This window comes from Streptomyces sp. NPDC019937, from assembly GCF_040631655.1.
Taxonomy (GTDB): Bacteria; Actinomycetota; Actinomycetes; order Streptomycetales; family Streptomycetaceae; genus Streptomyces.
Window position 1 is genome coordinate 68,591 of sequence record NZ_JBEYAL010000030.1, and the last position, 13,588, is coordinate 82,178.

Annotated in this window: 8 protein-coding genes and 1 pseudogene; 5 read left to right on the plus strand and 4 right to left on the minus strand. The window is 68.4% G+C overall.

The features are described 5' to 3' along the window. Positions 1-133 precede the first annotated feature (133 nt). From ABZ562_RS27785 to ABZ562_RS27795, 3 genes are all read right to left on the minus strand, one after another. A complete protein-coding gene (locus tag ABZ562_RS27785; protein WP_361484705.1) occupies positions 134-1,387 on the minus strand; it encodes an MFS transporter in 1,254 nt (417 codons plus the stop codon). A 349-nt stretch (positions 1,388-1,736) separates the two neighbouring features. Continuing rightward, positions 1,737-2,615, minus strand: a complete 879-nt coding sequence (locus ABZ562_RS27790; protein WP_361484707.1) for a helix-turn-helix transcriptional regulator — start codon at positions 2,613-2,615, stop codon at positions 1,737-1,739. A 157-nt stretch (positions 2,616-2,772) separates the two neighbouring features. Beyond that, positions 2,773-3,663, minus strand: coding sequence for a helix-turn-helix transcriptional regulator (locus ABZ562_RS27795; protein WP_361484709.1), 891 nt, complete (start codon positions 3,661-3,663; stop codon positions 2,773-2,775). 253 nt (positions 3,664-3,916) lie between these two features. Here ABZ562_RS27795 and ABZ562_RS27800 point away from each other — a divergent pair. The 5 genes and pseudogenes from ABZ562_RS27800 to ABZ562_RS27820 form a co-directional block, all read left to right on the plus strand. Beyond that, positions 3,917-4,399: pseudogene (locus tag ABZ562_RS27800) on the plus strand (aldo/keto reductase); the annotation flags it as partial. 332 nt (positions 4,400-4,731) lie between these two features. Beyond that, positions 4,732-5,931, plus strand: a complete 1,200-nt coding sequence (locus ABZ562_RS27805; protein WP_361484711.1) for a multidrug effflux MFS transporter — start codon at positions 4,732-4,734, stop codon at positions 5,929-5,931. A gap of 70 nt (positions 5,932-6,001) precedes the next feature. Next, the gene (locus ABZ562_RS27810) at positions 6,002-7,000 is read left to right on the plus strand and encodes an aldo/keto reductase (RefSeq protein WP_361484713.1); all 999 of its coding nucleotides are present in this window, start codon (positions 6,002-6,004) and stop codon (positions 6,998-7,000) included. 58 nt (positions 7,001-7,058) lie between these two features. After that, complete coding sequence (locus tag ABZ562_RS27815; protein ID WP_361484715.1) at positions 7,059-7,286, plus strand: hypothetical protein; 228 nt, start codon at positions 7,059-7,061, stop codon at positions 7,284-7,286. Between the two features lie 271 nt (positions 7,287-7,557). Beyond that, the gene (locus ABZ562_RS27820; protein ID WP_361484717.1) at positions 7,558-8,544 is read left to right on the plus strand and encodes an aldo/keto reductase; all 987 of its coding nucleotides are present in this window, start codon (positions 7,558-7,560) and stop codon (positions 8,542-8,544) included. 1,498 nt (positions 8,545-10,042) lie between these two features. Here ABZ562_RS27820 and ABZ562_RS27825 read toward each other — a convergent pair. Then, positions 10,043-13,111, minus strand: coding sequence for a BTAD domain-containing putative transcriptional regulator (locus ABZ562_RS27825; protein ID WP_361484719.1), 3,069 nt, complete (start codon positions 13,109-13,111; stop codon positions 10,043-10,045). Between the last annotated feature and the right edge of the window lie 477 nt (positions 13,112-13,588).

The following is a 13,588-nucleotide window of genomic DNA, read 5'->3' on the forward strand; positions in this document are numbered from 1 at the left end:
CGCGACGCGAGCCGAGCGAGTGCGCATGATGGCCATGACTGAAGCCTTTCTTTCTCTCGCCGTGGGGTCGTCGCCGCCGTCCGGTCAGCGCGCTTGACGCCGTCCGGGCGGCAGGTAGGGGTCCCTTGCGGGGTCAGCTCTGTGCTGATTCCGCCCTGCGGTGGGAGGCGGCCAGCAGGCCAAGAGGCAGCAGGGCCGCCAGGGCGAAGGCGAAGCCGGTCAGCGACGGGCCTCGCAGGCCCAGGCTGGAGGTCAGGGCAAGGCCGCCGAGCCAGGAGCCCGTGGCGATGCCGATCTGGAACGCGGACGTGGCCAGGGCCATGGGCAGGGAGCGGCCGGCTCCGGCGATGCGGACGACCTCGCCGACCACGATGGGGTTGTTGGCGAAGCCGGCGGTGCCGAGCAGCACGACCAGGACCACGGCCACGACACTGTTGGTCGCCCACAGGGTGATGGCGCCCAGAAGCGCGGTCGTGAGGGCGGTGGCCGGGAAGAGCGTGGCGTAGGGGCGTCGGTCGCCGAGGCGTCCGCCGACCGTGGTGCCGGCCAGGGCGCCGACGCCGTAGCCGAGCAGCGCCAGCGGCACCAGGGCGGTCGCGAGGTGGGCGCGGTCGGTCAGCAGCGGGGCGACATAGCTGTAGGCGGCCATGAGGCCGGCCTGGATGAGGGCGATGGCCAGGTAGACCAGCCACAGGCGCGGGTGCCTGAGCGCGGTGGCCTCGGCGCGCAGGGAGGTGCTGGCGCGGGTGGTGTCGGCCGGGATTCGGCGGGCGATCACGGCGGCGGCGGCCACGGCGAGAGCGGCGAGCAACCAGAAGGGGACCTGCCAGCCGCCCAACTGGCCGGCTGCCGTACCGAGCGGGACGCCGACGATGTTGGCGAGGGTGATGCCGCCGACCATCACACCCATGGCGCGGGTGCTGGCGGCCGGTCCCGCGGCGGCGGTCGCCACCACCGCGCCCACGGCCCAGAAGGTGCCGTTGCCCAGCGCGGCAGCGAACCGGCCGACGAGCGCGAGGGGCAGGTTCGAGCTGAACGCACCGACGACGTGCCCCGCGGCGAAGACCAGCAGCGCGGCGACCAGGGCCGAGCGGCGCGGCAGGCGCTGGGTCGCAACGGACATCACCGGTGCGCCGATCATCATGCCGACGGCGAAGGCGGTGATCAGCGTCCCGGCGCCGGAGACGCTGACGTCGAGGGCGCCGGAGATCTGCGGCAGCAGGCCGGAGACGATGAACTCGCTGGTGCCCATGATGAAGGCGACGGCACCCAGCAGCCACACCACCGGTGGCAGCTTGACCTTTCCCGCGGGTACGGTGCCGCCGCCGTCGCCCGTGAGCGGGGCGGCGGCCGAGGTGTCCGGCTTCGTGGACGAGGGGGAACTCACTGTCGGTCCTTTCAAGACAGGTGGCGCGGGCCCGGTCATCCGGGGCGTGCCGGCGAAGCGGCACGCGCGCCGAGGGTTGTGCGGGCGGAGCCCATCGGCCCGCCGCGATCCACGAAACCAGGAGCCGAGCCCGGCAGGCAGTCATGCTTGTGAGGGGTAACAGCGGGGACCCCCTCATACCGGAGGCGTGAGCGTGTGCACGGCGGTCGGGGCAAACGGCCGCGGCACCGGATGGGGCGGCGCCGATGGCCGGAGCCGACGGGACGCCGCGTGTGACGGGCGTGAGGTGCGGCGGGCCGACCGGCACGGAGGCGTCGGGTGACCGAGGGAAAGGAGGGGCCGGCCGGCGTCAGCGCTCGGTGTCGACCTGCGAGGCGGCGGCGTCCCGCTCCTGGCTCGCAGCCCAGCTGGCGAGGAGCTTCAGTGCGTCCGCGGCCGGAGTGCCGGGATCGGCGCTGTAGACGGTGATGGAGAGCCCCGGATCGCCGGACAGGTCCAGACTTTCGTGAACCAGCTCCATCTCGCCCACCGCCGGGTGGTGGAACCGCTTGGTGCCCTCGGTGAAAACGTGCACGTCGTGCGCGCCCCACAGGGTGCGGAAGGCGTCGCTGCGGGTGGACAGCTCACCGATCATGTTCGACAGCTCACGGTCGAACGGGTTCTTGGCGGCCTCGACCCGCAGTGCCCCGACTCCGTTGCGGGCCACCCGTTCCCAGTCGGGGTAGAGCCGGGTGGCGCGGGGGTCGAGGAAGACGAACCGGCAGGTGTTGGCCGGCGTCTGCTCGAACACCTCGTAGTGCAGGGCGCGGGCGAGCGGATTGGCCGCCAGGACGTCCATGCGGTTGTTGCGCACGTAGGCCGGCTGGTCGTGCAGTCCCTCGATGATGCGCAGCACGCTGGGCCGCACGGTTGCCTTCCTCGGGCGGCGCCGGACCCGGGCCGGGGTCGTGCTCGCCGCTCGGGCCAGGGCGTAGAGGTGGTCCCGCTCGGTGTCATCCAGCCGCAGGGCCTGAGCGAGGGCGTCCAGAACGCTGTCGGAGACCCCGCTCAGGTCGCCGCGCTCCAGCCGCGTGTAGTACTCCACGCTCACCCCGGCGAGCATCGCGACCTCGCCCCGGCGCAGCCCGGGCACCCGACGGTGCCCGTACACCGGCAACCCCGCCTGCTCCGGCGTGATCCTGCCGCGGCGGGACTTGAGGAATGCGCTGACTTCGGCCCGATTGTCCATACATCCCAGCGTAGGAAGGCGAGGCGATCAGTGGGGGTCCCTGTCAGTACCCCTCACAGCACAGACATCACCCCGCGCCGACGTACTCGCTGAGGGCTGTACGAGCGCCCGTTGACGGATCACGACGCTAAGGACGCCAATGGTGTCCGCGCGCAGTTCAGCGGCTGCTGGTGCGGTCGGGGTCTGCGGTGGTGGAGGCGTCCGTGGTGGCGGCCCAGGCGGCCAGCAGTTGCAGTGCTTCATGCGCCGGAGTGTCCGGGTCGGCGCTGTACGCGGTCAGGGTCAGGCCTGGCTGTGCGGGCAGCTCCATGGCGTCGAAGTCAAGGGCGATCTGGCCGACGACCGGGTGGCGGAAGGCTTTGCGGCCGGTGTGGTGCAGGCGCACGTTGTGCTGGGCCCACGCGGTGCGGAACTCCTCGCTGCGGGTGACGAGCTCGCCGATCAGCCCGGTCAGGTCCCTGTCGCCGGGAGCCCGCCCGGCCTCCGTGCGCAGCAGGGAGACGGTCGTGTTCACGGACTGCTCCCAGTCGGGGAAGAAGTCCCGGCCGTGCGGGTCCAGGAACTGGAAGCGGGCGACGTTGACCGGGCGCGGCGCGTCCTCGGTGTACAGCGGCGCGTACAGGGCGCGGCCGAGGCGGTTGACGGCGAGGATGTCGAGGCGGCCGTTGCGGATGAAGGCCGGTGAGTCGGTCATGGAGTCAAGGACGCGCAGGACGCTGTCCGGAAGCGGGCCGCGGCTGCGTGTGGGGCGGCGGGCGGGGCGCCTGGCGACGGCGCGGGCCAGATCGTAGAGGTGGGCGCGTTCGGCCTCGTCGAGCTGCAGGGCTCCCGCGACCGCGTCGAGGACTTCCTCGGACGCTCCGGCGAGGTGGCCGCGCTCCAGGCGGACGTAGTAGTCCACGCTGACGCCGGCGAGCATCGCGACTTCCTCGCGGCGCAGCCCGGGCACGCGCCGGTTGCCGCCGTAGGCGGGCAGTCCCGCCTGCCGCGGGGTGACCTTGGCGCGCCGGGAGGCCAAAAACTCGCGAATGTCACTCTCGGTACTCACGCACTCCAGGCTAGGCGGGCAGGCGCAGACGAGGGGGGTTCTGTCAGTACCTGGTACAGCCATACCTTCCACACGCGCGTGGCCTGCGGTTACCTCGGTAATGACCTGCCGCCCCGGCGTCCGCGCGGGCGAGGACCGTTCCTGCGGGCGGCCCCGGCACGGCCCGGCCGTTGAGGCCGCCGTAGCGCGCACTGGGCGCTGCGCCGACCCCCGGACCAGAGCCCCTACCGGATGGGAGGAACCACGCATGACGATGACCTACAACCACCTCGGCCGGACGGGCCTGAAGGTCAGCAAGCTCGGCCTGGGAACCATGAACTTCGGCTGGGTCACCGACGGGCCCACCGGCTTCGCCATCCTCGACCGGGCCGTCGAGGAAGGCGTCAACTTCATCGACACCGCCGACGTGTACGGCGGACCGCAGTCACCCGGCATGGCACAGGGCTACGGCCTCTCCGAAGAGATCATCGGCCGCTGGCTGGCGAAGGACGGCGGCCGACGCGACCGGATCGTGCTGGCCACCAAGCTCTACCAGCCCATGGGCACCGGCGCGAACGACAAGTACCTGTCGGCCTACAAGATCCGCAGGGCCGCCGAGGCCAGCCTCCGACGCTTGCAAACCGATCACATCGACCTGTACCAGATGCACCACATCGACCGCTCGACCCCGTGGGACGAGATCTGGCAGGCCATGGAGCAACTCGTCCGCGAGGGCAAGGTCACCTATGTCGGCACCCGAAGCGTACGCCTGGTAGCCCGCGGAGCAGGACGACAAGCACGTGACCCGGCACGCGTCACCGAGAACGACGTCCGACGCTCCGGCGGCAGCCCCACCGCCCCCGCCACCGCAACGGCTACCACCAAGGAGGACACGATGCACCAGCGCACACTGGGGCGCGACCTGCACGGCTTTGCCATCGGCCTCGCCGTCGCCCTCTTCGGCACCGCGGAGGGACGCGACGTGACCGTGGAGGCCGGCGCGTGAACGACCAGGCGACACTTCCCACTGGTCACCACTCGGCCACAAGCCCCACGCGACACGTCGGGCCGGCCCTGTCCACGCTGCTGATGCTGCTCACCGTGTTCGGCCCCATATCGATGGACCTCTACCTGCCGGTCCTGCCCTCGCTGACGAGCGATCTCGGCGCGGCCACCCCCGCGGCGCAGTTCACCCTGACCGCCTGCCTGATCGGACTCGCTGTCGGGCAGATCATCGCCGGGCCGCTGTCGGACCGGTTCGGACGCCGCCCGCCGCTGCTCATCGGCATCGCCGCCTACATCGCCGCGTCCGTGCTGTGCGCGATCAGTCCCAGCCTCGTGACCCTGGTGATCGCCCGGCTCGTGCAGGGGCTGGCGGGCGCGGTGGGGATCGTCATCGCGCAGGCGGCCGGCCGGGACGTCTATGAAGGCGGTGCCCTGATCCGCTACTTCGGGCGACTGACCGTCCTCGGCGGTCTCGCCGCGATCGCCGGTCCCGTCCTGGGAGGGCAACTCGCCCGCATCACCGACTGGCGCGGCACCTTCCTCTTCCTCGCCGTGATCGGGGTGCTGTTGCTGGTCGCCACCCTGATCATCTTCGGCGAGACGCTTCCCGTCGACCAGCGCACCAGCGGCGGCATGAAACAGACAGGCCGCGACTTCCGCCGCCTGTTCTCCGACCGCCTCTTCATCGGATCAGTGCTCATCACCGGTCTGACCTACGCCGCGCTGTTCGCCTACCTCTCCGGGGCGACCTACATCCTCCAAGGCGCCTACGGGCTCTCCCCGCAGGCTTACTCCGTCGCATTCGGTGCGAACTCCTTCGGTTTCATGGTCCTCGGCTACATCGGCGGCCGCACTGCCGAGCGGTGGTCCGAACGCGGCGCACTCGTCATCGGCCTTGCCATGACCGCCACCGGCTCCCTCGGGCTCCTCACGACCGGACTGTGGAACCTGCCCCTGCCCGTCGTGCTCGTCTCCCTGTTCGTCCTCGCCTCCGGCGTCGCGTTCGCCGCGCCCCCGACCACGTCGCTCGCCCTGGCCGACTACCCGGAACTCGCCGGCACCGCGTCCTCGGCACTTGGCTGCGCCCGCTTCGGGCTCGGAGGGGTCGCCGCACCGCTCGTCGGCCTCGGCGGCGCCCAAGCCGTCCTCCCTCTGGGCATCGTCACCGTCGCGTCCATCGCACTCGGCGTCGTCGCCCATGCCATGTTCGTCAGGCAGTCGGGTCAAGACGCCACGGCCCGAGGGCGCCGCGGGCACGAGGGGGCGCGGCGACGCGGTCGATGAGAAACAAAGACCACAAGGGGAGCACTCGCAAAACCACCCACATCCATCAACCGGAGTATTCGATACCGCTATGAAGTACACACGACTTGGAACCTCAGGGCTCGTTGTCAGTCGTCTCGCGTTCGGCTGCATGACGTTCGGGGAGGGAGCGAACAGTTTGAAATGGGCGCTCAGCGAGGAGGAATCGGAGCCGATTTTCCGGCAGGCCGCCGAACTGGGCATCACCTTCTGGGACACCGCCAATGTCTACAGTTTCGGCAGCTCGGAAGAGATCGTCGGGCGCGCGATCAAAAAGTATGCGCGCCGCGAGGACATCGTGCTCGCCACCAAGCTCTTCTACCCGATGCACTCCGGCCCAGGGGGATCCGGAACGTCCCGCAAGGCGGTCATGGAGCAGATCGACGCGTCGCTGACCCGGCTCGGCACGGACTACGTGGATCTCTACCAGATCCACCGCCTCGACCATGAGACGCCCGCCGAGGAGACGATGGAGGCCCTCCATGACGTCGTCAAGGCGGGCAAGGTGCGCTACATCGGCGCGTCGTCGATGCTGGCCTGGGAGTTCGCCAAGCTGCAGTACACCGCTGATCTGCACGGGTGGACGCGGTTCGTGTCCATGCAGGACCAGTACAGCCTCCTCATGCGTGAAGAGGAACGGGAGATGTTCGGCCTGCTCGCAGATCAGGGCGTCGGAAGCATCCCGTGGAGCCCGCTGGCGCGCGGCCGGCTCACCCGGCCCTGGGGTGAGCAGACCCGGCGTTCGGAGGCCGACCCCGCCTACGGGCGCCTCTTCGTCGAAGAAGAGTCGAACCGGAAGATCATCGAGGCAGTGCGGTCGGTGGCCCAGGCACGCGATGTGTCCATGGCCACGGTCGCACTCGCGTGGGTCCTGGCGAATCCCGTGGTCACCGCCCCGATCATCGGGGCGTCCAAGCCACATCACCTGGCGGACGCCGCCGCGGCTCTCGATATCAGCCTGACGGACGAAGAGATCACCACGCTCGAGGAGCACTACACGCCTCGATTTGCCACCGGCATGAGCGCCGCAGACCGTCCGCCGGGGCGCTGACAGCAGCCGACGGGTCCGCAAAGCGAAGCAATTCACAGGAACGTGAGGAAACTCCCGGATGAAAGTCATCGGACTGAGCGAATGCGGCGGCCCGGAAGTGCTGCGGCCGTTCGAACTCCCCGACCCGCACCCCGGAACACAGGAGGTGCTGGTGCGGGTGCACGCCGCCGGTGTGAACCCCGTCGACGCGATGCTCCGCTCCGGGCAGCTGCAGCAGCTGTACCAGGGGCAGACGCCCCCGTTCGTTCCCGGGATGGAGTCGCCGGCACGATCGAGGAGGTCTTGACGTCTTCCGCCTGTCCCCGGGCGCCACCCTCCTGATCACCGGCGCCGCCGGCTCGGTCGGCGGCCACCTGGCCGAACTCGGCGCCGCGGAGGACCTGCACGTCGTCGCCGTCGCAGCCGAGGACGACGCGGCAGCCGCGCACATACGACTCGAACAGGGCGCCCTGCGTGAACGCATCGTCCTGACCTTCGACCACGACAGGTGACCATCCCACTCGGCAGGACAGACCCACTCGGCTCATCGAGCGGGCTGGCCGGCAAGGAGGAGAACGATGCACACACGAACGCTCGGACGGGACCTGCGCGTCTCCGCGATCGGGCTCGGCGCCATGGGCATGTCCCAGAGCTACGGCCCCAATCCCGGTGACCGCAAGGACATGATCGCCGTACTCCGCGGGGCCGTCGAACGCGGCGTCACGTTCGTCGACACCGCGGAGGTGTACGGCCCGTACGTCAACGAGGAACTCGTCGGAGAAGCTCTCGCACCGCTGCGCGACCAGGTGGTGATCGCCACCAAGTTCGGCTTCCGCATCGAGGACGGCGCGCCCGCCGGGCTCAACAGCCGTCCCGAGCAGATCCGCGCCGTGGCCGACGCTTCCCTCAGGCGCCTCGGAGTGGACACGATCGACCTGTTCTACCAGCACCGCGTCGACCCGGACGTACCGATCGAGGACGTTGCCGGCACGGTGGGTGAACTGGTCCAGGAGGGCAAGGTGCGCTGCTTCGGGCTCTCGGAGGCCCGTGCGCGGACCATCCGCCGTGCCCACGCGGTGCATCCGGTGACGGCGGTGCAGAGCGAGTACTCGCTGTGGACCCGGGACCCCGAGCCGGAGGTGCTGCCCACGTGTGTGGCCCTCGGCGTCGGCTTCGTGCCGTTCAGCCCGCTCGGCAAGGGATTCCTGACCGGGACGGTCGACGCGTCCACGCCGTTCACGGACGGCGACGTCCGCGCCACCATCCCCCGGTTCTCCGCGGGGAACCGCGCGGCGAACCAGGCTCTGGTGGACCATGTCGCGGCACTCGCGCAGACCAAGGGCGCCACTCCCGGCCAGGTCGCCCTCGCCTGGCTCCTCGCCCAGCACCCGTCGATCGTCCCGATCCCCGGAACGCGACGCCTGTCCCGCGTAGAAGAAAACATCGGCGCCACTCACCTGCCGCTCTCCGCCGACGAACTGGCCGACTTGAACGAACTGGCCGGCCGGATCGGCGTGCGGGGCGACCGCTACAACGAGCACCACATGTCCCTGGTCGACAAGTAGGCGTCAGGGCCGCCCTGCGCGGCCCCGTCGACGCACGGAGGCACCACGCGCCTGCCGTCCCGGCAAGGCTCGGAACCAAGAAAGCCGCAGGTCAGAGCCCCTTGGGTGCAGGCTCCAGCACCGCCACGCACTCCACGTGGTGCGTCACCGGAAAGATTTCGGCCTGGACATAGACAGGAAAGCAGCAGGCCAGAGATGCTTTGGGGGCCCGGATGAGGGTCGCCGGGCGCCCGGAGCGTCAAATGAGCGTCACGGCCCTACGTCGGTTGAACTCTGGCGCGTCATGGCTCCCCGTAGTACGCAGCGCTTCCACCGGAACGGAGCCTCACGCCGGTGGAGTCGCGTCGGTGCGCCCAGTGCGCACGAGAGGCCCGCCGTCAAAGGGGCAGTGTGATCGAAATTCGCTGACGAGGCCGCTCCGGGCCTGGGAGGCTTGTCCCGCTTGTTGCACGCCGCCCGGGGACAGAGCCACCTACTTTGATCATCCTGGACACGAACATGTTGTGGGGTGTCTCCCCTGACAACGCGAACGTCGACCTGCTCAAGACCATCCGGGCGACGGGGGTGCAAGGCGTCGCCGTCCCGTGGACGGTCATGGAGGAGTTGGCCGCGCAACGGGCGCTGCCTAGATCATTCTCGACGACGAGGAGCCTCGCGTGTGGCTTCATTTAGACCGGGATCATGCCTCGTTCGCCGGGATGGAGATCTGCGGATTCGACCTGGGGCCAGCCCCGGTGCTCGACCTTGACCGGCCTTCCGAGATGAGCTGATTCCTGCGGTCGTGCCGTCCCGACCATGCGACCGTCGGTCGGGGCGTGCCGTTGACTGACGCGCAGTGGGTGCACCTGACCCCCGAATACGACTCACAGAGTCATGGCGAGCAGGCCGAGGACGAGGAAGAGGAGCTTTTCGGTGGGTACCACTACTATCCAGGATGCCTCGCGGGACGACGAACGGAGTCAGGGAATGGGCTACGTGAACGAAGCAGCGGTCAAGCGGAAGTTGGGTATCCCGAACTGGCGAAACCTGTCCAAGGACAAGGTGCTCAAGTTCGCGGCAGCGATGCCCGAAATGGCCACCGAGGTGCGGCTCAAGCTCATCGAGCAGTTCCCCGCCTTCAAGGACCTGGGCAAGGCCGACATCGATGCGGTCACAGAGGCCCACAAGTCCACTCTTGCAGCCAACGAGAACAGTCAGAATCGCTTCTACCAGGCTTCGCAGGACCAGCGGGACGCCCTGCGGGCCGGCCTCGGTCGGGACGACCTCAGCTGGGCACAGCGGGAGGCCCTCGACGACCGCCTCGACCGAAACGTGCGGCAGGTACACGAGAAGGACAGCGAGAGCAAGCAGTTCCTGGCGGCGGGGATGAAGGTGGTGGCAGCCGCCAGTGCAGCCGCCCTCGGGCTGGGCGTGGTATTCGTCGGCGGCAAGATCGTTGGAGCGAGCGAAGACGGTTCCGAGGAACCCGCTTGGCCGCCCCAGGCATCCGGAAGGGAGCTTACGCATCTTCACGGGATTGTAGACGGGCTCGTATCTCCTCTTTTTGGTCTTTCTCTAGATTCATTTTCAGTGCTTCGCGCCAGCATGCGTGGGCTCTATCGATCTGTCCCAGCTTCTCCAATGCCAGCCCCAGCAGGTTCAATATCGTGCCACGACGCAGCTTGTCGCCGAGGGAACGCATGGACAGGGCCTGTTCGGCATGTGCGGCTGCTTCGGTTGGACGGTCCGACGCAAGGTACACTTCGGCCAGTCGAGCATGCGTGGAACCTTCCCAGAGCCGTTGCCGATTATCGCGGAATATGGCGAGGGCCTCCAGAAACTCATGCAGAGCCTCAGCGTGACGTTCTGCTTGATGCAGGGCAATCCCTAAGGCGAACCGGGCATTGCCGACTCGCCACACAGAACCCAGGCTGCTCCATAGGTTAAACCCGCGTGTGGCCAGCTCGATCGCGCTCTCAGCGTGCCCCGTGGCGGCGCGTACACGAGAGAGGTTGCATAGCGCGCTGGCGACTCCGGAGAGGTTGCCGTCGGTTTGGAACCCATGAAGTGCGTCACGGAAATATCCTTCAGCATCTTCGAATCGCCGCTGATAGATCGCGATGACGCCGCGCATATTCGAAGCGTGACAGGCGGCGGTCAGGTCTCCGATCGTGGTTGCGAGATCGCTGGCCAGGCTGGCTTCGTTGTCGGCTTGTTCCTGCCCCATGGCGTGGGGGAACAAAAGTGCGAGCGTCAGGTGCGCTCGGCTTTTCGCTCTCGTGTCTCCGGCGATGTGGGCGGCTTTCTGTACCGACTGGGCTGCTGTCACATATTGAGAGGAACGCGCGCCGGACTCGGCCAGATCTCTCGTGACCAGGAGGAGATCTGCGGCGCGGCATACGGCGCTTTTGTCGGAGGACTCGGCAGCTTGCTGGGCACAGGCGAGCAGGCAGTCGGCCTCCGTGAAGAGCCAGTCCAGTGCGGTGCCGACGTCTGGGAAGTGTTGCCCGAGGTGGTGGGTGGGTGCCAGGTGGTCGACGAGCCGGTCTTTTGGCCGTCCCATGGCGTAGGCGTGTGCAGCCGAGGCCAAATAGAAGTCCAGCAGACGTGATCTGGCTGCTGTTCGACTTTCTTTCAGTTCGTCCCGGTCGGCGCAGGCGCGGCCGTAGAGTCGTACGAGGTCGTGGTACCGGTAGCGGCCGGGTACGGTCGAATTCAGCAGGCTGGTGTCGACGAGTGCTTCGAGTAGGTGTTCGGTCTCTCTGGTGTCCATGTCGAGTGTGGCCGCTGCTGCGGCCAAGGAGATGTCCGGCCCGTATGTGAGTGCCAGGAGCCGGAATGCACGTGCCTGGGCTGGTTCCAGCTGTGCGTATCCGAATTCGAAACTAGTCTGGACTTCGAGGTCTCCGGCCCGGAGTTCTTGCAGGCGGTGCTGGGTGTCGGCCAGGCGGCTGGTGAGCATGGTGACGGACCAGTTGGGGCGGCTTGCCAGGCGGGCGGCGGCGATGCGGATGGCCAAGGGAAGGTAGCCGCAGGCAGCAACGGCTTCGCGGCAGGAATCCGGCTCAGTCGCGGCCCGCTCTTCGCCGATGATGCGGGTGAACAGGGCCAGGGCCTCTGACGGGTCCATGGTGTCCAGGTCGATCAGGTGGACGCCGTCGAGTCCGACCATGGAGGTACGGCTGGTGATCAGGGTGGCACAGCCGGGGGCGCCGGGCAGCAGCGGGCGTACCTGTCTCGTGTCGTGGGCGTTGTCGAGCACGACCAGGACACGGCGGTTGGCCAAGGTGGAGCGGTACAGCGCCGCCCGCTCGTGCAGCCCCTCCGGGAGGTCGGAGGAGGGGATGCCCAAGGCGCGCAGGAACACGCCGAGTACGGCTGTGGGATCGGCCGTACGGGAGCTTTGTCCGAGGAGATCCACGAACAACTGCCCGTCTGGGAAGTGCTCCCGGACGACATGGGCAACGTGTACGGCCAAGGCGGTCTTGCCCACCCCGCCCAAGCCTCGTACCGCGAAGACTGCCATCACCGTCCCCTGAGCGTTCAGCAGTCGCGCTCGCAGAGTGTTCACGGCGGAGGCGCGGCCGGTGAAGTCAGCCGGTCCGGCTGGGAGCTGAGCCGGACGCGGTATGGATAGGTGCGCCGCCTCCACATCCGATGGATGCTCCTGGAGTATGAGGGTGGGGTCGGCGTGCAGGATGCGTTGGTGCAACTGGGCGAGCTCCGGGTCTGGGTCCACGCCGAGTTCGTCGGCGAGCAGACGGCGGGTATCGGTGTAGACACCCAGCGCTTCTGCCTGCCGGCCGCTGCGGTAGAGCGCCAGCATCAACATGCTGCGCAGCCGCTCCCGCAGCGGGTGCTCGGCCGTGAGCGCGGTCAGCTCCGAGACCATCTCCGTGTGCAGGCCCAATTCCAAGTCGAGCTCGAGGCGGGCCTCCAGCAGAGCCAGGCGCCATTCCTCCAGACGGCTGCGCTGGGCCTGCGCGTACGGGCCGGGAACCCCGGCCAGCGGCTGCCCATCCCACAACCCGAGCGCCATGCACAGCAATCTCCGCGCCTCAGACAGAGCCCCTCCTGCCCGGGCATGCTTCGCTTGCGCCTGGCGTTCCTCGCAGACCTCGAGGTCCAGCGCCTTCGGCCCCGCTCGGAGCGCGTACCCTCCGGCTTCCGAGACCAGTACGCCAGGCCCCAGCTTCCGACGCAGCCGGAAGGCATAGGTACGCAATCCCGCGATCACTTCAGGCGGCGGCGTTTCCCCCCACACCGCGTCAACCAACTCCTCCGCGGTGGCTGTACGTCCCTGCCGGAGGAGCAGCACACACATCAGTGCCTGCTCCTGCGGGCTGAGGGCCGCACGTGCTCGTTCACCACGCCAGATACGAACCGGCCCCAGCACGGCGAACCGTAACCTCGTGCCCGCGTCATCGGGCAGCTTGTCCGGTCTTCCGGTGACACCGGCCTTCTCCGACGGCAACCGCGCATCGACGGTGGAATCAGATGTGGTGGGTGAGCCCGCCGTCGATCGGCGGCGCGAGGGCAGAGTAAAGCCAAGCTGCTCCAAGGGCATTTCGAACATCTCTTCCAGCACCCGCTGCCGAGACGGTCCCGGGCACGGCGGATCAGGCTGACGCCACCGGTGAAACTGCCGCGCTGTCACCTGCTCGGGCTCTCCCAGGCTGGCCGCGGCCCTGGCGTACGCCCTGAGAAACGCCTCCGGCCGACCCCACTGACGCTCCTCACACAGCCGCCTGAAGACTGCTTGATCCACTCGTGTCTCGCCTCCGTGCCCCATGTCCACCGGATGCCCGGTCACCGTAGCCCCCTGACAGAAGCGCCCCCAGAGCGCAACCAGCCACAAGTCCGGAAGTCCGATTACGTAAGACTTCCTGTTCCGTCGGGAAGCTCACAAGAACACCGCTGACCAGGACCAACACCTTCGAGACGGAACATTAGTTCGGTGATGTCTGAATTCACTGAGTTTTTATGCGCGAACGGTTGTCTGTTGCTGTGCTTGAAATTCGGCACTGGCACCACGACCCCGTAGAAGAGGGCAGGGGGCTTGGGA

What these genes read in the sequence shown, in the direction of transcription:
- ABZ562_RS27790 (WP_361484707.1), bottom strand. Translation starts at nt 2,615, where the DNA reads ATGGACAATCGGGCCGAAGTCAGCGCATTCCTCAAGTCCCGCCGCGGC.
- ABZ562_RS27805 (WP_361484711.1), top strand. Translation starts at nt 4,732, where the DNA reads ATGCTGCTCACCGTGTTCGGCCCCATATCGATGGACCTCTACCTGCCG.
- ABZ562_RS27810 (WP_361484713.1), top strand. Translation starts at nt 6,002, where the DNA reads ATGAAGTACACACGACTTGGAACCTCAGGGCTCGTTGTCAGTCGTCTC.
- ABZ562_RS27815 (WP_361484715.1), top strand. Translation starts at nt 7,059, where the DNA reads ATGAAAGTCATCGGACTGAGCGAATGCGGCGGCCCGGAAGTGCTGCGG.
- ABZ562_RS27820 (WP_361484717.1), top strand. Translation starts at nt 7,558, where the DNA reads ATGCACACACGAACGCTCGGACGGGACCTGCGCGTCTCCGCGATCGGG.